Origin of the sequence: Halorubrum sp. Ea1, assembly GCF_002252965.1 — an archaeon.
In the GTDB taxonomy this organism is placed as follows: domain Archaea; phylum Halobacteriota; class Halobacteria; order Halobacteriales; family Haloferacaceae; genus Halorubrum.
Map to the genome: position 1 here is coordinate 38,050 of NZ_NHPG01000013.1, position 21,182 is coordinate 59,231.

22 protein-coding genes are annotated in these 21,182 nt (G+C 61.9%); 7 read left to right on the forward strand and 15 right to left on the reverse strand.

Annotated features, from left to right (window positions below; all coding sequences use genetic code 11):
* Positions 1-57: 57 nt before the first annotated feature.
* Entirely contained in the window at positions 58-2,112 is a 2,055-nt protein-coding gene (locus tag DJ73_RS01875; protein WP_094557140.1) for a glycoside hydrolase family 15 protein, read from the reverse strand.
* A 159-nt stretch (positions 2,113-2,271) separates the two neighbouring features.
* Here DJ73_RS01875 and DJ73_RS01880 point away from each other — a divergent pair, with 159 nt between their 5' ends.
* Entirely contained in the window at positions 2,272-2,616 is a 345-nt protein-coding gene (locus DJ73_RS01880; RefSeq protein ID WP_241881461.1) for a co-chaperone YbbN, read from the forward strand.
* Between the two features lie 742 nt (positions 2,617-3,358).
* Here the strand turns inward: DJ73_RS01880 and DJ73_RS01885 are convergent.
* The 3 genes from DJ73_RS01885 to DJ73_RS01895 are packed head-to-tail and all read right to left on the reverse strand — an operon-like array spanning position 3,359 to position 5,604.
* Positions 3,359-4,168 (reverse strand): nucleoside phosphorylase, encoded by an 810-nt coding sequence (locus DJ73_RS01885; RefSeq protein ID WP_094524483.1) that lies wholly within the window; start codon positions 4,166-4,168, stop codon positions 3,359-3,361.
* Between the two features lie 38 nt (positions 4,169-4,206).
* A complete protein-coding gene (locus DJ73_RS01890) occupies positions 4,207-4,812 on the reverse strand; it encodes a class I SAM-dependent methyltransferase (RefSeq protein WP_094557141.1) in 606 nt (201 codons plus the stop codon).
* Between the two features lie 57 nt (positions 4,813-4,869).
* Positions 4,870-5,604: a helix-turn-helix domain-containing protein gene (locus DJ73_RS01895; RefSeq protein ID WP_094524485.1), complete on the reverse strand. Its 735-nt coding sequence runs from the start codon at positions 5,602-5,604 to the stop codon at positions 4,870-4,872.
* Between the two features lie 88 nt (positions 5,605-5,692).
* Between DJ73_RS01895 and DJ73_RS01900 the strand changes: the two genes are divergently transcribed.
* Positions 5,693-6,805: an MBL fold metallo-hydrolase gene (locus DJ73_RS01900; protein ID WP_094557142.1), complete on the forward strand. Its 1,113-nt coding sequence runs from the start codon at positions 5,693-5,695 to the stop codon at positions 6,803-6,805.
* Positions 6,806-6,807: 2 nt separating this feature from the next.
* Positions 6,808-8,097: an MFS transporter gene (locus DJ73_RS01905; protein ID WP_094524487.1), complete on the forward strand. Its 1,290-nt coding sequence runs from the start codon at positions 6,808-6,810 to the stop codon at positions 8,095-8,097.
* Between the two features lie 760 nt (positions 8,098-8,857).
* Here the strand turns inward: DJ73_RS01905 and DJ73_RS01910 are convergent.
* The gene (locus DJ73_RS01910) at positions 8,858-10,132 is read right to left on the reverse strand and encodes an RNA-guided endonuclease TnpB family protein (protein WP_094557143.1); all 1,275 of its coding nucleotides are present in this window, start codon (positions 10,130-10,132) and stop codon (positions 8,858-8,860) included.
* Positions 10,129-10,560 (reverse strand): IS200/IS605 family transposase, encoded by a 432-nt coding sequence (gene tnpA / locus DJ73_RS01915; RefSeq protein ID WP_094557144.1) that lies wholly within the window; start codon positions 10,558-10,560, stop codon positions 10,129-10,131. Before tnpA ends, DJ73_RS01910 begins: the two co-directional genes overlap by 4 nt.
* 245 nt (positions 10,561-10,805) lie before the next feature.
* On the opposite strand from tnpA, the gene DJ73_RS01920 reads away from it, so the two are divergent.
* Positions 10,806-11,219: a hypothetical protein gene (locus tag DJ73_RS01920; RefSeq protein WP_094524491.1), complete on the forward strand. Its 414-nt coding sequence runs from the start codon at positions 10,806-10,808 to the stop codon at positions 11,217-11,219.
* A 21-nt stretch (positions 11,220-11,240) separates the two neighbouring features.
* Here DJ73_RS01920 and DJ73_RS01925 read toward each other — a convergent pair whose 3' ends face one another.
* The 5 genes from DJ73_RS01925 to DJ73_RS01945 form a co-directional block, all read right to left on the reverse strand.
* The gene (locus DJ73_RS01925) at positions 11,241-11,987 is read right to left on the reverse strand and encodes an NAD(P)H-hydrate epimerase (protein WP_094557145.1); all 747 of its coding nucleotides are present in this window, start codon (positions 11,985-11,987) and stop codon (positions 11,241-11,243) included.
* A gap of 175 nt (positions 11,988-12,162) precedes the next feature.
* Entirely contained in the window at positions 12,163-13,053 is an 891-nt protein-coding gene (locus DJ73_RS01930; protein WP_217900332.1) for a sulfite exporter TauE/SafE family protein, read from the reverse strand.
* A gap of 24 nt (positions 13,054-13,077) precedes the next feature.
* On the reverse strand, positions 13,078-13,359 hold the full coding sequence (locus DJ73_RS01935) for a hypothetical protein (RefSeq protein ID WP_094524494.1): 282 nt from the start codon (positions 13,357-13,359) through the stop codon (positions 13,078-13,080).
* A gap of 3 nt (positions 13,360-13,362) precedes the next feature.
* On the reverse strand, positions 13,363-13,794 hold the full coding sequence (locus DJ73_RS01940; protein WP_094557146.1) for a hypothetical protein: 432 nt from the start codon (positions 13,792-13,794) through the stop codon (positions 13,363-13,365).
* A 130-nt stretch (positions 13,795-13,924) separates the two neighbouring features.
* On the reverse strand, positions 13,925-14,440 hold the full coding sequence (locus DJ73_RS01945) for a redoxin domain-containing protein (RefSeq protein ID WP_094557147.1): 516 nt from the start codon (positions 14,438-14,440) through the stop codon (positions 13,925-13,927).
* Positions 14,441-14,618: 178 nt separating this feature from the next.
* Here DJ73_RS01945 and DJ73_RS20760 point away from each other — a divergent pair, with 178 nt between their 5' ends.
* Positions 14,619-14,885: a hypothetical protein gene (locus DJ73_RS20760; protein WP_094557148.1), complete on the forward strand. Its 267-nt coding sequence runs from the start codon at positions 14,619-14,621 to the stop codon at positions 14,883-14,885.
* 123 nt (positions 14,886-15,008) lie between these two features.
* On the opposite strand, the gene DJ73_RS01955 is transcribed toward DJ73_RS20760, so the two are convergent.
* The 3 genes from DJ73_RS01955 to DJ73_RS01965 form a co-directional block, all read right to left on the reverse strand.
* Complete coding sequence (locus tag DJ73_RS01955) at positions 15,009-16,547, reverse strand: HAMP domain-containing histidine kinase (protein ID WP_094557149.1); 1,539 nt, start codon at positions 16,545-16,547, stop codon at positions 15,009-15,011.
* Positions 16,548-16,584: 37 nt separating this feature from the next.
* Positions 16,585-17,811: an RNA-guided endonuclease TnpB family protein gene (locus DJ73_RS01960; protein WP_094557150.1), complete on the reverse strand. Its 1,227-nt coding sequence runs from the start codon at positions 17,809-17,811 to the stop codon at positions 16,585-16,587.
* Positions 17,812-18,048: 237 nt separating this feature from the next.
* A complete protein-coding gene (locus DJ73_RS01965) occupies positions 18,049-18,672 on the reverse strand; it encodes a cysteine hydrolase family protein (protein ID WP_094557151.1) in 624 nt (207 codons plus the stop codon).
* A gap of 148 nt (positions 18,673-18,820) precedes the next feature.
* Here DJ73_RS01965 and DJ73_RS01970 point away from each other — a divergent pair, with 148 nt between their 5' ends.
* Positions 18,821-19,180 carry a helix-turn-helix domain-containing protein gene (locus tag DJ73_RS01970; RefSeq protein ID WP_094524500.1) on the forward strand — a complete coding sequence of 120 codons (360 nt, stop codon included), beginning with the start codon at positions 18,821-18,823 and terminating at the stop codon, positions 19,178-19,180.
* Positions 19,177-20,151 carry a DUF3179 domain-containing protein gene (locus tag DJ73_RS01975; RefSeq protein ID WP_321166810.1) on the forward strand — a complete coding sequence of 325 codons (975 nt, stop codon included), beginning with the start codon at positions 19,177-19,179 and terminating at the stop codon, positions 20,149-20,151. The genes DJ73_RS01970 and DJ73_RS01975 overlap by 4 nt, the downstream gene beginning before the upstream one ends.
* A 582-nt stretch (positions 20,152-20,733) precedes the next feature.
* On the opposite strand, the gene DJ73_RS19560 is transcribed toward DJ73_RS01975, so the two are convergent.
* Positions 20,734-20,970, reverse strand: coding sequence for a hypothetical protein (locus DJ73_RS19560; RefSeq protein WP_141212020.1), 237 nt, complete (start codon positions 20,968-20,970; stop codon positions 20,734-20,736).
* Between the last annotated feature and the right edge of the window lie 212 nt (positions 20,971-21,182).

The window sequence follows — 21,182 nt, forward strand, 5'->3', positions numbered from 1 at the left end:
ATCGACACGACTTCTTCGTCGCGGCGGGCGTCGCCGGAGAGCCTTCCCGCACGCCGGTCAGTCGGTCCCGCCGTCTGGCGCGAGCCCGAACGCCTCGTCGCGGACGTGGTGTTCGACGAGTAGCAGGTACGTCGCCTGGCTCCACTGGAGGTTCGAGTTCCAGCGGACCCGACCGCCTCCGTCGACGCGCTCCGGGAGGAGCCCGGCCGTCGTCGTCCACTCGTGGACGTCCTCGAACACGTGGTCCGCGACGGCGTCCGAGCCGCTCCCGCCGAGCCGCCTTGCGACGTCGGCGTACGCCTCGCAGAGCGGCCAGCCGCCGTCTTCGACGGTCCCCGTGGGCGTGTAGCGGTCGCCGGGGTACCGCCCGAGACAGGGCGAGTCGCCGGCGACCCACGCCTCGTCGGCGGCGGCGTCGAGGGTCGCTGTGACGGCGTCGCTCTCGGCGTCGGCGACGTTCCACGGCCAGACGGCCATGAACGACGCCGCGTCCGGCCGGGCGTCGGCCGGCGGATCGGCCGGTGTCTCCGGGCTGTCCGCCGTGACGAGGGCGTCGCCGTACGGCGTGGACTTGAAACAGTACTTCTCGAAGCTATCCGCCCACACCGCCGCCCGCTCACGGCACTCCTCGGCGAACGCCTCGTCCCCGTGCGCGTCGGCGAGCTCCCCCATCGAGCGCAGTCCGGCGATCGCCGCGGCGGTGCCCTCGGTGCTGTGGCCCCAGATCTCCTCCCACGGGTCCTGGTGTTTCTCCGGGAAGCCGTAGCCGTTGTCGTACGAGAGGAGGAACTCGGCGGCGCGCCGGGACATGTCGTAGTGCTCGTCGAGGAGGTCGTCGTCGCCCGTCTCCCGCCAAACGAGCCAGTGGGCGTATATCGGCCCACCGATTTGGTCGAGTTGGAGCGCCCGCCAGTGGGCCTCGCCGGTGACGAAGTAGTTCTGCCACCACGTCCCGTGCCGGTCGATGCCGCGGTCGTCGACGACGTCGCCGGTGATCTGGTTCTCGTCGAACCACCGGAGCGCGAGTCGCGCCTCGCGTTCGGCCCCGGCCGCGACCAGCGCCTGCGTGATGATAACCTGATCGCGGGGCCAGATGAACTTGTACGTCATATCGCTCGGCTTGAACGCGCCGGCGATGACGCCACAGCAGCCGTCCTGCGCGCACTTCATCGCCGTCAGCGATCGCTCGTACAGGTCGTTGACATCGGGGTCGTCTGTCGGCCCGTCCGAGACCGTCTCGTGCCAGTCTTCCCACGCCGCCGCGAACGACTCCCGCTCCGACTCGTAACCGCGGTCGAGGAGCCGGAGCGCGTGCTCGACCGCCGCCTCCTCGCCGTACCCGAATCCCACCCCAGTGAGCCACGACGCAGCGTCGGTCTCGCCGACGTACAGCCCGACGCCCACGTCGAGGTTCCCCTCGGCCCGGTCGGTGTCGTCGATGAATCCGTGGTTCCTCTCGTAGATATCCGCCCACGCGCTCCGGTCCGGGCCCTCCGCGACGCCGGTGTGGCCGATCCGGCGCCCGTCGAACTCGCGGTCCCCGTCGCGGTCCTGTGCTATCGCCACCCACCGGTCGCCGTCGGTCGCGACCACTAGCTCCGCGCCGTCGCGCTCAGTGACGAACGCCTCCTGAACCGCGTTGGGGTCCTCGTGGTCGTGGCCGTGGATTCCGAGGTCGGCGACGGTGTAGAAGGTCCGCTCCGCGACCGTCTCGAACGCCACGTCTGTCTCGATCAGCAGGCCGCAAGTGTCCACGCTCGCGACGACGCGCTGCGTGAGGGTCCCGGTCGATCCGTCCTCGTCGAAGCGGTTCTCGAGGGTTATCTCCGGGACCTCGCTCGACGCGTACGAGACGTCGCTCTCAACGGCGTCGTCGCGGGCGTCCAGCGTGTGTTCCTCGTCGGCGTTCCACGCGAGTGTGTGGAGATCGTAGAATAACTCGATGTCTGACCGAAACGCCGACGTCTCCTCGATAATTGCGCCGTGACGGTCGCGCTGAGGATCGTCGTATCTGTTCGCGGTCAAGAGGACGTTCGCACCGTCGTCGCGCGGCGCGCTGAGAATCGCGTCCTTGTCACTCGGTACCGACGGCGCGTTCGACTCGACTGGCATGGTCGGTGAACGATTGGTGCGTTGATAAGACCGAGGCGATAATGTACTTGCGTTACCATTCGGTATGATCATGTTCGACTCTTCGCCGGTGAGCCGATGGTAACCCGTTTACCTCGTGGTTCGGGAAGCGATATGAAGGCGTAGGCCCTCCGATCCGATATGTCATCTGACGCGGCTTCCGGCGGCGGTGCGAAGACAGACGGTATTGTCGACGTGGAGAGCGCGGAGTCGTTCCATGAGGCGGTCGCAGAGAACGATCAAGTCGTCGTCGACTACTTCGCGGACTGGTGCGGTCCGTGTAAACAGCAGACGCCCATCCTCGAGGAGCTGTCCGGCATGATCGACGCGCCGATCCTCGGCGTCGACACCGACGAACACAACGGACTCGCCGCGGAGGCGGGCGTCCGGTCGATCCCCACGGTCGCGGTCTACCGCGACGGCGAGGAGATCGAGCGGTTCGTCGGCGTCACGGGAGCCGACACGATTCGGGCGGCGCTGGAGTGAGGACGGGGAGCGCTGAGACGGTCTGGCGGACATCGGATCGCGGCGGGCGTCGACGCGTCTTCGCATATCAGTTCGGACCCGATGTATTCTCAGCCCTTGACATCCTCTCCGCCCTGAAGGGCGAAGATTCCCACGGCACCGTACCGCTGGGTTGGGGTGTTTACTGTTTGTAGCTGTCTCGGTGACGGCTACTGGCTGTGTCAATCAACCGTTACTCCTATCCCGACTTGGGATTCAGAGGTACTTCTTACTGCACCCTGAAATCCACAACAGAAAGGGTGCTTTCTGTGTGGGTTCGGGCCATCCCGATATTGTCCGATTAGATGGGCGGGTAGACCGCCTCGGCTACCGAGTAGTACGAGAATCACTCACTTGAACCACCCGACCAGAAGTTCCTGGTTACTGTAGAGAATTGTCGGATTCATCCGCGCGCTGAAGCGCGAGGCTTTCTCCTTGATTCTCCGTAACAGGGGCCAGAACGAGAACGGCCGGCCACGAACCCGCATCGTTTTGGCTACTTCCTCCTCGTACAGGAAAGTTAGCAATTCCCGACAGGGTCTCGCGTTCTTGCTGGGGTTTTCTCGACTGGGAGGCGAAGAACTGCGACCGCTCTGTTGAAATACTCAGCAGCCGATTGTTTTTCACCAACAGTCGCTCAGTACAGGGAACACACGTATCAACGTACAGTGCTGCTCCACTAACTTCGTGTCAGTAACCGCCTCTCCGTCTGATGAATTTCTACTCAATTGAGAGACTGCCAGGCGGCAGCGGCTGCATCAATCACCTCTAACGCATCTTGACTTCCAGCTGCTTCCCCCTTCTCGAAATCGTCCTCGGTCTGTCCCATCTGATTGGTTACATGAGCGACGCAAACGACTGGCAACTCTCGAACCTCGGCGAACGTGTACAGCGCCGCTGCCTCCATTTCGACGGCAAGAACTCCTTCTGATCTAGCACGTTCAATCGCAGTCTCCGTTTCCCGAAACGGCGCATCCGTCGTCCACGTCGTTCCCGTGTACACAGGACGTGACACAGTTTTGCACGCTTCTTCGACCGGAGCGCTGAGCTCGTCACCGAGAGTCGCATAACGGCTGGTCGAACGGTAGTGGTGGCTCGTTCCTTCGTCGCGGAGCGCACGCTCAATGAGAACGAAGTACGGTGGATCATCCTTCAGCACAATCTGCCCCGAAGAGGTTACGCTAACGAGAAATCGACAGCCAGCGGCGAACAGTTGCTCCGCAACGAGAACGGCGAACGATGCCCCAACAGCGCATCCCACGATACCGAACACCTTACCGTTCCGTTCGAACCGATAGAGATCAGTGTGGTAGCCGGGCCACGTTTCGACTTTGTCCGCTTCTCCGGTGGCCTTCAGGTGGCGCACGATATCACCGTCCGGATCGAGGAGACAGATATCGGGCACGGAGCGTTCCGGGAGGTCTTTTTGCCGTCGGGCGTTCTCCAGCAGCGCTTCTGGTGTGAAAACGGACGGTTCGTCGAATTCTTTCGCGTCGAAAAGCGGAGAAGAACCTGAACCGGGCGAGTCGGTCATGTCTTTCGTGTTCGCGGGGCCAGACAAGGATATTGTGGTCAGCCGGTTGGGGTCCCGACTATCGCCGAGATGGCGGCAGTCGTCGGATCAGAGCTCTCGAAGACTTCCTCGTCGGAGATACGCAAAAAGAACCCCTGCTCGCCATCGACGTGTTCCAATATCGTTTGGGTCAGCGTCTCAGAACCTCGGTGGATCATCCGCGGTAAATAGGACCCCTCTCGCTGCAGGTTCGATTGCACGTACTCGGAGCGCGTGTTCAACACCAGTGCAACTAGGGCTCCCTCGGAAGCGAGGACGCGGGTCGCCTCGGCAAGCGCTGAATCGACCTCGGGAATGAATTCGAGCGTTGAAACGAAGACGACAGTACCGACCGACGCCGTTGCAATGGGAAGTGCGGTCGCATCACCGAGAACAATCGGTGCAGCAACTCGGTCCCGGGCTGCTTGAACCATATCCTCCGAGCGATCTAAACCGATTATTTCGTAGTTTAAAAGGCGCTCTTCGAGTGACCCGATGCCGCATCCAACGTTCAGAATCCGGTCATCTTCGGTGACGTGCTGTCTGATATAGGCGGCCTCTCGATCCATGACCGCAGTCCCAAACTCGGTCTCACAGAATCGAACGAAACTCCGGACGTCGCTCATCTCATTGGGCGATTGCTATTGAATAAATAACTTATTGCCTGGCGAACTGATGACAGATTAGTCGGCGGTTCGTTCGGTTCGTCGGGTCTTCTCTACTTGTAGCGGGTCGTCGGTGGATGTCGCGGTAACCAGTCGTAGGAACTGTCCCGCGTTCGTGAGGAGTTTGTTCTCCGCTTTCCGGAGGTGTTCTTCGTACGTCGAACGAGCGACGGCCGTCTGATCGGCCAGATCTCGAAGCGAGGTCCCCCGCGGTTGCTCGTAGTACCCACTTTCCAGTGCTAACTGGAGTGCCGCAAGCTGTCGGGCAGTGAGGTCCTCGAACAGTTCACTCGCCGGAGCCAGCATGCTGTGGGGGATCTGCGTCTCCGAAATCGAGGTCTTCGAGAGCAGTTCGATCTCTCTGTCGGATCTCAGATCACCGAGTAACTCCCGGACGTCTTCACCGTCGAATGCTACTACGGTGTAGTGTTCCCAGCCTTGGCGGTAGATCGTCGGCGACTGATACAGACAGTTGTGTTTCTCGAAGCGGTCGATGATGGACCGTTCGAGTGAACAGAGACACGACTGTGTGACAACGTGATACCCGTCGTCATCTTTCGATTCGTGTAGAACGGTTCCGAGGTGGTCGATATCGTCACGCAGCCCGTCGGTCGGGGTCGTCTCTGACGTGATCTCCAGCACTTGGCAGTCGCTCAGCGGCCACTCACGGATGGTCAAGTCCGGATGTCGTTCCGAGATCTCCCGGTACGGACACTCGTGTTTAACGCGAATCGAGGCCTCGTACAAGCTCATACTACGTATTTTGAACGGGTTACGATTAACAGTGCCGGTCATGTCCGGCAGTACTCATATGCGAATATAATCCTATCTACAAACACCGATGCAAGATATCTCGCCGGAAAAACTCAGCGAGCAGTTGCGACATGGCGACGGCAAGCCACTCGTCCTCGATATTCGCCATCGAGAAGACTTCGAGGAGTGGCATATTCCGGGTAGTGTCAACGTCGATGTCTACGACGAATTAACCGACAACCCTGAACAAGCCAAAGAACACCTATCGGACCTCCCCCGTGAAGAGGAGATTGTTACCGTCTGTGCCGCAGGTGTCGTCTCGGAGACCGCGACGCAAGTGCTCCGAGAACTGGACTACGACGCGGTGACGCTCACGGACGGACTGAACGGTTGGAGCCGCGTACACCGGCAGGCGACGGTTCCGGTCGATCTCGATGGCACGCTCATTCAGGTTGCACGCCCGGGGAAAGGCTGCCTCTCACACGTCCTCATCTCTAACGGCGAAGCCGTAGTGTTCGACCCGTCACACTATCTCGACGAATACGACGTGATTCTGGACGAGTACGACGCCGACCTCATCGGTGTCTTCGACACCCACGCACACGCGGACCACGTCTCGGGTGCCGCGGAACTCGCAGATCGTCACGGCGTCCCGTACTATCTCCACCCGAAGGATGCGCTTGCCATCGATGCGACGCCGGTTGAAGATGGACAAACTGTCACGGCCGGCAGTCTCGATATCGCGGTCATTCACACACCGGGACACAGCGAAGGGAGCGTCTCGTTCGATATCGACGGTGCGGCGTTGATCACGGGCGATACGCTCTTCCACGAGAGCGTCGGGCGTGTCGAACTCGGCGTCGAAGCCGGTATCGAAGACGCCGACGTCGAACAGAACGCTGCGACGCTTTACGAGAGCCTTCAGCGGCTGCTGAACAGGCCAGACGATGCGGTTGTGCTGCCTGCACACGATCCCGGCTCGCCTGAACCGCCGGTGACTGCGACCCTCGCTGAGGTCAAAGAACGGAACACGGACCTCGGCCGCGACCGCGACGAGTTCGTCGAAGAACTCGCGTCGGATATCCCGGACCATCCCCCGAACTTCGAGCGTGTCAAGCGAACGAACGTCGGTCGAGAGTCGGTTCCTACCGACGAGTTAGCTGAACTGGAGCTGGGTCCCAACAACTGTGCTGCCGAATAAACATGAGTACGGGTACTGAAATCAAACAGGGAATCCGCGAGCACCTCGGGCAGTTCTCGCTACACGTCCTGCTCGTGTTCGCCACCGGATTGACCATCGGGTCCGAACGGACCGTCGTCCCCGTTCTGGGAGAGGACGTCCTCGGCGTCACGTCGTTCCTCGTTATCGGTTCGTTCGTCGTCTCGTTCGGGATCGTGAAGTCGATCCTCAATCTCTACGCCGGCAAATGGGGCGAGGAGTACGGCCGGAAGCCAGTTCTCGTCGCCGGATGGGCGACGGCACTCCCCCTACCGGTCATCCTCATCTTCGCTCCGAGTTGGGGGTGGATCACGGTCGGCAACATCCTGCTGGGTATCAACCAAGCGTTGACGTGGAGTATGGCGATCAACGCGAAGATCGATCTCGCAGGATCCGACCAGCGCGGTCTCGCAGTCGGCATCGATGAATCGTTCGGATACACCGGCGTCGCTGTCGGTGCGTGGCTCACTGGCGTCATCGCCGGGCAGTGGAGCCTTCGGCCCGAACCGTTCTACTTCCTCGCAATAGTCGTCGTGCTGGCGTTCCTCATCTCGATCTTCCTGATCAAAGAGACCGTCCAGTACGCCCAGGCCGAAGGTGACGACGACCACCGCGACGCGAACTTGCCGTTCAACGAGGTGGTAAAGCGAGCGACCTACGGCGACAGAACGCTGTTCGCTGCGGCTCAGGCCGGCCATATCGAGAACTTCGTGGACACGCTGTTCTGGATCGCCGTCCCGCTGTATCTGGTGAGCCAAGGCCTCGGTATTGCGGCTGTCGGTGTCGTCGTCGGCGTCCACAGCGCGATGTACTTCCTCCAGATTGCGACCGGTGGGCTCGCTGACCGTATCGGCCGCCGACCGCCCGTGATCTGGGGGATGTTCCTCGCAGGGGCCGGCGTCCTCGGAATGGTGCTCGTCGAGGGGTATTTCGCGTGGGCCGTCTTGGCCGCTGTCTCCGGTTTGGGTATGGCATTACTGTATCCGAACCTGATGACTGTGCCGAGCGACGCCGCTCACCCGACGTGGCGGTCAGCGGGTATGGGTGTCTATCGAATGTGGCGTGACTCCGGCTACGCAGTCGGTGCAATCCTGATCGGACTTTCGATGGAGCTCGTCAGCGCCGAAGCCGCATTCTACATGACTGCACTTCTCATGTTCATCTCCGGCGCCATCGTGTACGTCTGGATGGAAGAGACGCACCCAGACTTTGGGACACACGAGCCGCCCGCACCTGCGACGGAGCGACCAACTGACACAGTCACTCAAGACTAGTTCAATATATCCGGCTCTGTTGAAATCCTCAGCAAGTGATATATTCTGACCCAGTCGCGGTCAGTACAGAGGATTCATCTCTCAATCACTGGTTGTAGAGCAGAATGTCTCGTCAGGAGTTTCGTGAGCAGAGAAGTGAAAAGTAGAAGGCCGTATTCCGATATATGCCACCGTGCAGTCCCCGTGACTCTGATCGTCTGTGTAAACAAATGAATCTGTCATCCCATCGTCAAGACCTACTGTGACGGTGTATTGATCTACACGAGCGCTCCACGCGCTGTCTATAGTGATACCAGATTCAGAGCTATCAGATGGTTCTAGTGAATATTCACTATCGACGACCGTTGTGTCTCCCTGTTGTATCCGAAGTTGAACCACAATGTCGCCTGCTCGCTGGTTGGCTAATACAACACCACCTAAATGAAGTCCCTGCTCGAAACCGGCCTCTAGGCATCCTGACGTTCCGAGGAGTCCCCCACCTGCTGCAATACAGAATCTCCGCCGGTGCATACGCAAGTTGCGGAATTGGATTAGAACAGCACTGAACGAAAGTGTGACGATTACAGAACCATCACGGAACTTGCACCACTGAACGACGATCAATACGCAGTTCTCATTGACCGGCTGTTTCAGGCAATAATATGTTTGAAGAAGAGGATTTCAACAGAGCCATATATCCCCACTCGTTAACCAACAGCTGTTTCAGACGTTGACATCCTCCCCGCGCTAAAGCGCGAGGATTCCTCCGTTGGGGGTTCGGCTACCGGCCCACGGAGGCAACTTGCGGGTTTGTGCGCACTTCTTTGGGACTTTCCTGAGGGTGTGGTTTCCCCGACCAGTCGTGGTCGTCCCACTCGAATCGCACGGGCCGTGCCATCGGCCTGATTTCGCAATCGCTGTGTTCTCGAAGGAACGTCTCTGACGCCGTGAGGTCGGCGTGACCTTCGAAGCCACACGGACACGTCAGCGTATCCTCGTTGCGAACCGTCTCCTCGTGGTCACCACACTCGGGACATGTCTGACTCGTCCACGCTTCCGACTCAACTTCGAGAGAGATGCCGTACTCTTCACAGACGCACGCGAGACGGTGGATGAACTTCTTGAACGCCCAGAAGTTGTGCGTCTTCTCGTTCACCCTGACCGACCAGTGTGTTTCCAGCACGTCGGTCAAGTCGCCTACGTACACCGTCGCCACGCCCTCGTCGTACAGCCGTTCAACGAGATCGCACACCAGCGCGTTCTGTGCGTGGTCACGGCGTTTCGTCCGCTGTCGGTACAGCCGTCGAATCCGCTTGGAACTGTGGCGTCCCTCTCGGAGTTTCGACTGTAAGCGGGCGATCTCGTCGGTCGTCTCGCGGAACCGTCCGAACAACTCCCGTCCGTCGTAGAGGTACTGGCTCCTAGTGGTCGTGGAGCAGGCGACGAGATTGTTCGCGCCAACGTCGAGGGCGGCTTTTTCCGAAGCCAGTGGTGAATCCAGTCGAGAATCAGGGACGGTGACTGGTTGGAAAGCCCTGAACGTGTCGCTCAGCTCGTCGTACTCAAGTTCCAGACGACCCTGTTTGCCGTCCCACTTCGGGTTGCCTCGGACTTCGAGGCGAAGTCGTTCGTGGTAGCCGAGTCCGTATTTGTCTTTCAGTTCTTGCCCAACAGGAATTTCGAGACGGCTACGCTTCCCCCACTCAATCGTGTACTGGTTACACCGAATGTAGGTGCGGAGTTCGCGTCCGTCCTCCTCGTTGCCCCAGTACGACGGTGGGTTGGCGTACTCGCCGTTCTCTTTGAGGGCAAAGAACGATCGCCACGCTTCGCTGTTCTTGCGCGTGACCTGTTGAACGGTCGCGCTTCCGACGACACCGTTGTACTGTCCACGGTACTCGGAAGTGTCCCACACGTCGCCGTCATCGAAGTAGTTCTGACGGCGTTCATAGGTGAGTTCGTTCCACAGAGAGGCGGAAGCGTCGAGTAGCCGTAGGAGGCACTCTCTGTCGTTCTCAGTCTGGGGGACGACCTCGAAGGTGTTGACGCGCTTCATGAGTCCTCACCCCCTTGTTCAGTGATGTACTGTTCGACAGCGCCCTTCGAGGCGCTCCCCGCTGTTCCGACGTAGTACGAACGAGTCCACTTCACGCGGTCGTCGTAGCGTTGGTTGTACTTCCGCGCCGAGATGCCCTTGATCCAGTTGACGATGAGTGACGGGGCGTTCTTGGGTGGACTCCCGATGAACAGGTGTACGTGGTCGGACATGACCTCGGACTCGGCCAGTTCGAGGCCCTTGTCCTCACAGATTTCCGCGAAGATGGTTTCGAGACGTTCCTTCGTCTTCCCCGTCAGGTGCGAACGCCGATACTGAGCGGAACCCTGTTCCGCGAGGTCAGCGGGACCCTCGGTCCCGCCCGATTTCGGCACGAACACTATGTGGTAGTAGAGTTCATATTTCGCGTGACGGGTACTCTTCACCATCTATGTATACTATCACGGTCGGGCGGCTTAAAGACTGCGTTGGAACCCCGTCTATGCCACCGCCAGCGGTTGAATACTGTTGGTCGGCTTCATCCCCGCCCTGAAGGGCGAGGCTTTCGCCTCGAATCTTCCGTAACTATCTCACCGACGAACCGGGATTCAGGTGTGTGAACGCGTCACGGACGCGTAACCCGGTCACGCGCCCCTCAGACAACGCTTATGTCAGGTGTCGCTTCGGGAGTGACATGGCGACAGAGACCGAGGCGGCCGCGTTGCAGCCGCTCACGACCGCGGAGATGGAATCGACGATGGCCGGGATCAAGCGCATGCTCAAGATCGGCGCGGCGTTCGCCGTCGTGGGTTACCTCCTTGTCGGGTTCGCGCTCTTCCTCGAGATCACTGCGTTCCACCCGCTGTTGGAGGAGTACTTCGCGACCCACACGGGGTGGAGCCTCGCCGGTGGCGGCGCCGACAGAGCGGGAGAAACCGCGCTCAACTCGCAGCTCGCGGCGATCCACTCCTTCCCGTCCGTGCTGCTCTGGCTGAAGCTGGGCGGCGTCGCGCACGTCCTCGTCGGGATCTTCGTCGCCCTCGCGGCGATCGTCCGGACGCTGGCGCTGATGCCGCACCGCCTGGCGTACGAGATGGCGAACGAATAGGATCGTACCGCGTGTCGGGCGTCACGTCCTCGATAGCGGCACGGAAAACGCCTCTCCGAACGGATTCGTGTACCCGATCCCGAGGCGATCGTACGCGGTCGAGGGAATCGAGAGATCGACGAGCAGGAGGTCGCCGTCGACCGCCGCGACCCCCGTCTTCGGCAGAGCGAGCGTGGCCGTGAGATCCGGTTCGACCGCGACGCCCGGCCGCTCTCCCGTCGTCGCGTTCGTGCCGGAGGGGACGTCGAGCGAAACGGTCGCTTTCGACGCGCTGCCAACGGCCTCGATCAGTTCTGCCGTGGCGCCGCGGGGTTGGCCCGTCAGTCCGTAGCCGATCAGCGCGTCGATGACGACACCCTCGAGCGCCGCGTCGATGTCGGGGCCGGAGTCGCCGTCGGCCCATTCGACCGGCACGTCCATCGCTTCCAGTATCGAGAGCTGTTCCGCGGTGACGCCGTCGACTTCGGCCCGGGCTCGGTCGAGAACGACTCGGACGGAGAGGTTCCGATTCGCAAGATGCCGAGCACACGCCAGCCCGCCGCCGCCGTTCCCGCCGTTGCCGGCGAGCACCGTGACGGGGAGTTCGCTCCGGTTGCTCGATCGGACCTCAAGGACGGCCTCAGCGAGCCCTCGACCGGCGTGTTCCATCATCCGGGGTAGATCGAGACCGACCTCTTCGACTGCAACGCGGTCGACCGCCCGCATCTCTGCGGCTGTGACCGCCGTCACGGGGCGACCGTCCGGATCGACGAACGTAGCCGTGTCCATGCGTAGCCGTTCGAAACGGGGATTAAAAAACGGTGGTCGTCCGCGAGGCCCACCCGGGAGTGTGTGTCCTGAACGCCGACTCGTCACGCGATGACGTGTCACCCGCGATCCGGGGCCTCCAGCGGCCGTGTATTGCGCCGGAGAGGGATTCCGGGAGGCCGACCCGGTCACGGTCTCAGACCCCGAATGTGGTCACGAGGACGACCCCGCCGACGACCCCGAAGACGATCCCGAGCCCGCGCTCCATGAGCCCGCTCGGGACGTACTTTCCGGCGCGGGCACCTATCGTCCCGCCGACAAGCACCCCTGGGATCGACCAGACCACCACGTACCAGACGGGCGTCGCGGCCAGCGCGTGGACGGCGGCCCCGGCGACCGCGGCGATCGCGAGCACGAACACCGACGTGGCGACGGCGACCCGCGGCGGCATCCGACACCGCGCCACGAGCTGGGTCGTCACGATCTCGGGGAGGCCGGCACTGATCAATCCCGTGATCGCTCCGCCGAGCGCCGCGAGCGCGACGCCCGGCGGGCGCCAGCAGGTCGGGTAGACGAACCGCTCGCCGCCGCTGGCGGTGACGACGGTGGTACCGCACTCCGCGTTCTTCTTTTCGAGGAACTCGCCCTCGCGCTCGCCGGGTTCGGTCTCTTCCGGGGAGTCGGAGTACAACAGGAACCCGCCGAGCACGAACAGCCCGACGCCGAACCCGCCGCGCAACAGCGTGTCGGGGACGTAATGTGCCGCGAACGAGCCGATCACGATCGCCGGCAGCGCGCCGACCAACAGCCACTTCGCGGTCGCGTAGTCGACGACGCCCTGCTTGACGTACGACCGGAGACCGTTCCCCATCCCGAACACTTCAGTCATCAGGCCCGCGCCGACCGCCTGCGCGGGACCGAGCCCGACGGCCAACAGGAAGAACGGGCTGAAAAAGAGCGCGCCCGAGACGCCGGCCGCGATGGCGACCATCGAGAACAGCACCGACGCGGGGAACACCCACCAGTGATCGAGGACTCGATCGACCGACACTACTGAGAGCAGCGGCAGCGGGTCGATCCCGGTCATCAGTGCGAGTGCGTCCGCCATCGATCACGCTGAGTGGTGCGCGCCGTGGCCGACCCACAGCAACAGCAGGTGCGTCGCGATCGCGAGCGGGAGCCAGCCGACCGGCAGTGCCGCCGCGACGGGATCGACCGCTCCGAAGACGTAGACCGCCGGGAACGCGATCGCCGTCCAGAACGCGGCGCGTCGAACGGCCGCTTCTATCCCGCGACCGACCGCCGAGCCGGCCGCCGCGGTACACCTGCGCACCGGGCGGTCGTCGCGCAGACATCCCGGGCGACGACCGTCCGCGTTCGTGTTCGTGCGCACGCCTTACACCGGGAGCAGCGCGATTCCCGCACCCAACACGACCCCGTAGACGACGTGGAAGAAGCCGAACGAAGCCATCGTCTTCGGGTCGGGTTCCATCGCGAGGACGATCCGCATCCAGAACATCATCCCGCCGACCATCAGGACGAGTCCGAAAGCGAGCCCCCAGAGTACGCTCCCGACGAGGACTCCCGCGCCGACATCCAGCACGAGGGCGGTCGCGCCGACCGCGAAGGCGGCCCCCGCGCCGACCCCGTACAGCATGTGGAGCAGCATGCCCTGTTTCATGTACGACTCGGGCCCCTCGTCGCCGACGTACTTCGCCCAGAGGGCGGCGGTCGGCGGCGGCGAGTCGTCTCCCATCGTCATCATGAACATCGTCATGACGACGGTCGCGATCAGTCCAGCGATCAGTCCGGTGAATACGCTTACCATGATGTGTGACACGCGCCGGCGAACCGACGCAGGTTACCTCTAGTAACCTAGATACGAGACTACCCAATAAAAGCGCGCGAACGGATCGGTAACCGGGTTACCGGCCGGTAATCGTCGTCGTCGGTAGTGCTCACAGATACGACTTCCCGTCCGGCAGTTCGCACTCGTCGCCGTGACACTGCGCGGCGTGTTCGACGGCCGTGAGGTCCGGCTCGTCGTCCGTCTCCCCACTTCGCCACGCGTACTGGACGGTGCGGTCGGGATCGACCACGAAGACCGCCGAGCGCGCGACCCCGCGGTGGTCGTCTATCTCGTCGGCGCGCACGCCGTACGCCTCGGCGACACGGCCGTCGCTGTCCGAGATCAGCGGGAAATCGATCCGGTGTTTCTCCGCGAACGCGCGGTGGCTGTAGACGCTGTCGGTCGAGATACCGAGGACGACGGTGTTCTCCAGCAGCGACAGCGCCTCACTGTCCCGCAGCGTACACATCTGTGTCGTACAGACCGGATGGAAGTCGAACGGATAAAACACCAATACGACCGCCCACCCGTTATCGGTGTATTCGGCCAGGCTATGGGTGTCGATCCGTCCGCCGCCCGCACCCGGAAGTTCGAACGTCGGCGCCGTCTGTCCGGTTCGGAGCATACGTGTCAGTCGGCGTCGGGACGGCATGAGCCCCGGCCGATAGTGTGGTGTGATCGCACACGCTGTGGTCCGGGTCAGGTTATCCGATCAAGTCGATGGGCTCGAGCCGCCCGCCAGACAGTGCTTCCGCCCCGCACACGTAGCAGCCGTCTACGACCATTCGCCGCTTCGCAGCGGTATGACGCTCGCGCTCTCGATCGAACTGACGGCGACGATCGCCGTCGTCGTCGCGGTCGCAGGCGCCGCCAATGGCGTCGCGGGATTCGACTTCGCCGCCGCCGGGAGCGACCGCTCGACCGTCGGCGGCCCCTCGGCAGCCGAACCGCTCGATCCGTCAGAGCCGTCGTCAATCGACCCAGATTCGGCGCCGGCGTCGGAGGATCCGAGACACCCCGAGACCGACGATATCCCGACCCCGAGGGCGCCGAGCAGGGTTTGTCTGTGAATCAGTGTCATACAATAAATCAGAGTCAACGGATGTAAACAGCGCTCAGATCGTACGTCGAGAGCGCACGGACGGTTCGTCCGAACCGAGAAAGCGCTCGACCGTCGAGTGGTGATCAACCCGTCATCGACCGATGGCTGCCAACACTCGGTCCCGGATCGTCTGCCGGTCTGGAAGCGGCGGAAGCGTCGTCGAGAGCGCACCGACGAGTCCGCCCCAGAGGAGGTGACCGACGAACGAGGCCTGGCCGAGATTCGGGAGCGGCGTCGCGACTCCCACGGCGTTCAACCAGAGGCTCATGACCACTCCCGCCAAGACGAACCACAGGAAGAGCCCGTACGCGGCCCCCGCGGCGACGCTGGCCCCGACGGACTCACCGAGCAGCCTGCCGGGTATCTCGGAGCGGACAACGGTGAACACGGTCGCGAACACGGCGCTGTGGAACAGGTGCGCGACCCACCCCACAGACGAGACGGACGCTCCGTACAGCGCGCCGATCACCGGCAGTGTTCCGGTCGTCGCCTGAAAGAACGCGCCCATCGCGACACCGGCCGCCAGCCCGATGCCGAGCGTCCGCCACAGCGTCCCGCTCGCGAGTCCCGGCGTGTCGCCCGCCGTGCCGGTTCGGCCGGTTCGCGGGAGCCGCACCCGGAGGGTAGCCGCCTCGCCGGTGTCGTCGACGCCGATATCCCCGCCGTATCTCGCGACGAGGAGCCGGACGACCGGGACGCCGTAGTCCACGTCGTTCCGCTCCTGTTCGGGGATTCCCTCGACGAGCACTTCCCGTTCCCGAGCGCTGAGCCACGCTCTGGGGGCCGTGACGGACAACTCGACGTACCGGTCCCCGACGTCGATCGCGAAGGGATCGGCGCCCGAGTCCGCCCAGTCGGGGAGCGCCGCGAGTTCGTCGAGCAGCCGGTCAACGTATCGGTCCGCTCTGATCGTCACCGACGGGACCGACACCGCCGACTCGTCGCGACCCGTGCGCTCAGCGTGTCTCCGGATCGCCTCGTCGAGCCGGACCGGCCCCAGCGCGCTGCCGCCGTCGACTGTGCCAACGGTGAGGAACCGCGTCTCGTCTACTGCCCGTTCGATCCGCGTGATCGCGTCGGTGATCGCCGTCTTGCTCCGGTCGGCGGTCTCTTCGCGCTCCTCGAACAGAATCTCCGAGTGGCCCCGGAGGATCGTGACGGAGTTCCGGACCTCGTGTCTGAGGATCCGATTGAGGAGCCGCGCCTGTTCGATTTGCCGGTCTACGGTGGCCTGCCGTCGGTCCGCCTCCGCGCCGCGGATCCCGACGAGCAATCCCGCGCCGCCGCCGACGATCCCGACGGCGGCAGCTGTCGCAGTGGCGTCCCCCGGTGACGCCGCGGTCAGCAACGGTCCGAGCACGAGTCCGACCGCCGCGGCGCCGCCGAGGAACCAGCCGAGGACGGTCCGGGTGTACGTCCGGTCCCGGGCGCTGACCGCGAGGTTGATCCCGTACAGGACGACGCCGAATCCGACCGCTAACACCAGTACCGCGCTCACTTCCGTCGCGAATCTCCTCTCCGTCACCAACAGGTCGGCGACCGTCCCCCGCGTCAGCGCGAACGCGACGACCGCTATCGCGACGCCCTCGGATTTAAACGCGAGACTGTCGCTCGGAGACGGTCGGTCCATACGTTCGATTATTGTCCGTTTGTGAATCGCCTCGGGGTCAAGCCCCGAGGCTTCCTGCTTCTACGACGCGCTTTGCAGACACCTGAGTGGTGTCCGTAGGGAGCGCAGTCTCCACAGGCGTGTCTTCGGGCCATCCCAGCCCTAACTCAGAAAAACCGCGTTGCAGGACATTCATCGCCGCGTTCGCGTCACGGTCACACTCAAACCCACACGAAGGGCAAGAGTGTTCCCGCACCCAGATAGGCTTCGCCGTCTCCACACTACATGACGCACACTCCTCGGTCGTCCCCTCAGGTTCAACTTTCACGACGTGACAACCGTACAAATCAGCCTTGTATTCAAGGAGCGTGATAAATTGTCGCCACGCCGCATCCTGCTTGTTGCGAGCGTTATGCGACTGTTCCAGCATTCCCTTCACATCCAAGTCCTCAACGAATACAGCGTCGTACTCGCGGACGAGCCACGTCGTAATCTTGTGCTGGTAGTCCAGCACCTTCCGCTTGATGTGACGCTTGACCTTCGCCACTTCCCGGCGTTGCTTCTCGTAGTTGTTTGACCCCTTCTCCTTGCGAGACAATTTGCGTTGCTCGCGTTGGAGTCGTTCGTACTCGTCTTCGAGGTCGAGCCAGTCCACAGTGTTCCCATCGCTGGTGTGGATGTAGTTCAGGATTCCAAGGTCAATCCCGACGCTATTACTCGTATCCAACGAGTCCACGTCGGGTTTCTCGGGGAGGTCAGCGTCGTCGGTTTCCAGTCCAAAGGAGACGAACCACTCACCGGTCGTCTCCTTCTTGACTGTGACCTCTTTGATGTCCGCTTCGTCGGGGATGTCGCGGTGGTACCGGATTTTGATGTCGCCGATTTTGGAGAGCCAGAGTGTCGCGTTTCGGCCACTCGTGTTTTTGAGTTTGAAGCCAGACTGCGAGTACGTCAGACTCTGGAACTCCCGTGGTGACTTCCACTTGAGCTTCCCAACTTTTCGACCGTTTTGTTTCTGCTTGGAGAGGCCGTCGAGATTCTGGTAGAACCGCGTGACGGTTCGTTGCAGGGCCTTCGAGTTGACTTCTGAGAAGACGGGGAACTGGTCTTTCCAGTCGGGGAGTCGAGAGTGGTGTTTGTACGCGGAGCCGATGTTGTCGGCGTCCACGTGTTCGTATTCGTACCGAGTGTAGTTGTACGCTTGGCGATGAACGTTGATGTGTCGTTCCAGTTCAGCCGCTACCTCTTGTGTCGGGTATGTGGGGTAGCGGTGACTGTACTCCATCGCTGTCTCATGATTAGAGATATGTTTACTTAATGGTTTGTGTCACGTGTTGTCGGATTCAACCCCGGGGTCAAGCCCCGGGGCATTCTCCTTGACCGCCTGTAAAGAAGTGTACCGGTTGTGTGGCTCGCGCGCGCGCCACCTCACGAGGAGTCGCATCGGTCAGACGTCTGTCGACCACAGACGACTCACGTGTAGAAAGACGCCGCGTAGCCGAGTTCTCTTACAGCGCTGCCCCTACTCCGCCGCTGCCAGCCGCTCGACGACGTCGTCGGTCTCGGCGGTCTCGTGGGCGATGAACCCGTCGTTCGTGAGCGCCGCCTGAAGCGCCTCCTCGCCGGCGGCCGCCGTGGCGTCCGTCACGGTCAGCACCTCGAAGCCGTTCTCAACGGCGTCCCGCAGGTGCGACTCCACGCAGAGGTTCGCACTCATCCCCGCGAGCACGATCGTGTCGATGCCGCGCTGTCGGAGCTGGATCTGTACGTCGTTGCTCCAGAACCCCGAGAGCTGCTTGTGCGGCGAGAGGACGAACGTGTTGTCGTCCGGTTCGAGCTCGGGAACGAAGTCGGCGCCATCGCCAGCGACGTCGAACATCCGCGTGTCGAACATGATCTGATCGATCATGTTCAGGTGTTCCCAGCTCTCGTACTCGGCGTCCTCGTACTCGTGCGGGGAGTAGAAGACGGGTACGTCGCCTTCGCGGGCGGCGTCGCGGAGGCGGCGGAGCTTGTCGACGACGGCGTTCTCCTCGACGGTTTCGCCGACCTTGTCCCACACCACGCTCTCGGGCTTCAGGAAGTCGATCTGCGGGTCGGTGATTAGCACGGCCGTGCTGTCTGCGTCCATTTCGAGTTCGCTCATAGTCACCTACAGTAACCTAGTATGAATGGGTAATCGAAAAGTTCGCGCGAACGGACGGGTAACCGGGTTACCGGTCGGCGTGACAGGTATCATTTTCTCACCTACTTACTAAACGTACCTTTATTTTCGTGGCGATCGTGGATCCGGTATGAGTACCGATATCGAGCCGTTAGAGGTGTGGTGTGCGGGCAGCGACTGGTGTCCGATCACGACGACTGCGACGCTGATCGGTAAGAAGTGGCATCCGGTCGTTATTCACCGACTCTTGGAGAACGGGCCGCTGGGATTCAATGCACTCAAAGAGGAGGTCGACGGGATCTCAGGGAAGGTCCAGTCGGACGTCCTCGAAGACCTCGAAGAACACGGGTTCATCGACCGGACCGTCATCAGCGAGAAGCCGTTCCGCGTGGAGTACTCGCTGACCGACCGCGGGCGGTCGCTCGAACCCGTGATCATCGCCATGCGTGACTGGGGGCGAGAACACCTCACCGCTCCGGAGGACCAGTGAACGACTCGAGCGAGTCGGCGATGAACGTGATTTCAGTCCTCCCGAAGGACGCGATCCCGAGCATCGACGACCCGACCTTCGGTGACGACTACTTCGGCGACCCCGACGACGAGGTACTGATTGTAGAGCCCGGCGACGAGGCATCCCCAGCGCGCGCCTACCCGATCCGGATCCTCAACTACCACGAGGTCGTCAACGACGTAGTCCCGACTGCCGACGGCGGCGAGGACCCGATCGCGATCACGTGGTGTCCGATCTGCGGCAGCGCGGTCGTGTACGAGGTAACCGTCGGCGGCCGGGGGCTCACCTTCGGCGTCTCGGGGAAGTTGGCCGACGACGACCTCGTGTTGTACGACCGCGAGACCGACTCGGAGTGGAAGCAGTCTACCGGTGAGTGTATCGCGGGCGAACTCGCCGGCGAACTGCTCCGCGTTCGACCCGGGCCGATGACCACCTACGCGGCCTTCCGCGAGGCGTATCCGGACGGGACCGTGCTCCAACCGGAGTCCGAGGGGTCGGCCGCGGCGAGCGGCTACGACCCCTCCGGATACGAGGCGTACGAAGAGCGCGAGGCGTTCGGCCTCCGCGGGATGCGGGGCGAGGGCCCGGAGCGCGAGTGGAACCGGGACGACCTCGATCCGAAAACGATCGTCCTCGGCGTGACGCCGGCCGACGGCGGCGCTTTAGGCTTCCCGCTGCCCGTCGTCGAGGCGGCCGGCGGCGTCGTGGCGGCAACGGTGGGTGAAACTGATGTTGTTGTCCTTGCGACCGACGACGGCCTCCACGCCTTCGAGCAGCCGGCATTCGAACTTCGAATTGAGGACGACTCGGTCAGAGGTGATGGCGCGACGTGGACACTCACAACGGGCGAAAGCAGTGACGGCCGCAGGCTCCGGCGTGTCGAAAGCCGCCGTCTCTACGCGTTTGCGTGGCAGGACGGCCACGGGCCTCGTTCGTTCCACTTTTTGTGAACGTATCACGGTGCGTTGTAATCGTCGGACTGTCGCAGACGTCACATTCATACGCCATATTTAATATCATTTAAATCTCAGTTTCTGCTGGAGGAATCAGAGGCACATGCTCTCCTCCTCTCCGTTATGATCAATAATCCGTCCTCGCTTGGTCATTGTGCTACCTGTAATCGTGTGATCTCACAGGCATGGAAACGTATTGAATACGAACGAGCAGACGGGAAATCGGTGTTTTTGCTAAGTGTCCAGCATGCGCTGAGGTTGTGAACTACCCTCCCCTACTCGCTCACGGCTGACGCCGTTCGTTCCTTGAGGGTAGGGCTTCCTGTTTCCACGACGCGCTCTGCAGATACAGACGTATCCACAGGGAGCGCAGCCTCCACAGGCGTTGATTCCGGCGGAAGGTCTTCTCCCGTGCCACGAGATCTCACCGGAGGAACTGGGAGAGAACGCGCTGCTCGACTCGCGCTACGTATTCAGCACGCCTCAAAGAACATTTCACTGATTGAGAATTTCAACACAGCAGTTGAATCCGGACTCGAATATTAGCGGCACAGTCTGTTCCTCGATTCGCGCACGGTCTCATTGGCGGTATAGCGAAACTAACGAACCGATTGCCATTACTACCCCGACAACGATCAGCGCACCGCCCGCCTGCGTTGAATTGTTGATCATTGACCAGCCGACTGCCGCCGTCGCGGTCCCAGCTAGAAAGAGTAAGAACTTCCAGACAGCGTTTGGAATGAACTCTAGTAGTATGTCAACAGCAAACTCTAGAATTTCATCTATCATGACGTTTGGATGTCGACTTTCTCCCACGACGAAAGTCGTGGGCTTCCGCCTCGTACTTCTTTGACATCCTCTCCGCCCTGAAGGGCGAAGATTCCCACGGCCCCGCACCACTGGTTTGGGGTGTTTACGGTTTGTAGCTGTCCCGGTGACGGCTACTGGCTGTGCCAATCAGCCGTTACTCCTATCCCGGCATGGGATTCAGAGGTACTTCTTACTGTACCCGAACACTCCAACAGAAA

Excerpts from the sequence above, each read along its gene's own strand:
- DJ73_RS01875 (WP_094557140.1), bottom strand. The coding sequence starts at position 2,112 with ATGCCAGTCGAGTCGAACGCGCCGTCGGTACCGAGTGACAAGGACGCG.
- DJ73_RS01880 (WP_241881461.1), top strand. The coding sequence starts at position 2,272 with ATGTCATCTGACGCGGCTTCCGGCGGCGGTGCGAAGACAGACGGTATT.
- DJ73_RS01885 (WP_094524483.1), bottom strand. The coding sequence starts at position 4,168 with ATGACCGACTCGCCCGGTTCAGGTTCTTCTCCGCTTTTCGACGCGAAA.
- DJ73_RS01890 (WP_094557141.1), bottom strand. The coding sequence starts at position 4,812 with ATGAGCGACGTCCGGAGTTTCGTTCGATTCTGTGAGACCGAGTTTGGG.
- DJ73_RS01895 (WP_094524485.1), bottom strand. The coding sequence starts at position 5,604 with ATGAGCTTGTACGAGGCCTCGATTCGCGTTAAACACGAGTGTCCGTAC.
- DJ73_RS01900 (WP_094557142.1), top strand. The coding sequence starts at position 5,693 with ATGCAAGATATCTCGCCGGAAAAACTCAGCGAGCAGTTGCGACATGGC.
- DJ73_RS01905 (WP_094524487.1), top strand. The coding sequence starts at position 6,808 with ATGAGTACGGGTACTGAAATCAAACAGGGAATCCGCGAGCACCTCGGG.
- DJ73_RS01910 (WP_094557143.1), bottom strand. The coding sequence starts at position 10,132 with ATGAAGCGCGTCAACACCTTCGAGGTCGTCCCCCAGACTGAGAACGAC.
- tnpA (WP_094557144.1), bottom strand. The coding sequence starts at position 10,560 with ATGGTGAAGAGTACCCGTCACGCGAAATATGAACTCTACTACCACATA.
- DJ73_RS01920 (WP_094524491.1), top strand. The coding sequence starts at position 10,806 with ATGGCGACAGAGACCGAGGCGGCCGCGTTGCAGCCGCTCACGACCGCG.
- DJ73_RS01925 (WP_094557145.1), bottom strand. The coding sequence starts at position 11,987 with ATGGACACGGCTACGTTCGTCGATCCGGACGGTCGCCCCGTGACGGCG.
- DJ73_RS01930 (WP_217900332.1), bottom strand. The coding sequence starts at position 13,053 with ATGACCGGGATCGACCCGCTGCCGCTGCTCTCAGTAGTGTCGGTCGAT.
- DJ73_RS01940 (WP_094557146.1), bottom strand. The coding sequence starts at position 13,794 with ATGGTAAGCGTATTCACCGGACTGATCGCTGGACTGATCGCGACCGTC.
- DJ73_RS01945 (WP_094557147.1), bottom strand. The coding sequence starts at position 14,440 with ATGCTCCGAACCGGACAGACGGCGCCGACGTTCGAACTTCCGGGTGCG.
- DJ73_RS20760 (WP_094557148.1), top strand. The coding sequence starts at position 14,619 with ATGACGCTCGCGCTCTCGATCGAACTGACGGCGACGATCGCCGTCGTC.
- DJ73_RS01955 (WP_094557149.1), bottom strand. The coding sequence starts at position 16,547 with ATGGACCGACCGTCTCCGAGCGACAGTCTCGCGTTTAAATCCGAGGGC.
- DJ73_RS01960 (WP_094557150.1), bottom strand. The coding sequence starts at position 17,811 with ATGGAGTACAGTCACCGCTACCCCACATACCCGACACAAGAGGTAGCG.
- DJ73_RS01965 (WP_094557151.1), bottom strand. The coding sequence starts at position 18,672 with ATGAGCGAACTCGAAATGGACGCAGACAGCACGGCCGTGCTAATCACC.
- DJ73_RS01970 (WP_094524500.1), top strand. The coding sequence starts at position 18,821 with ATGAGTACCGATATCGAGCCGTTAGAGGTGTGGTGTGCGGGCAGCGAC.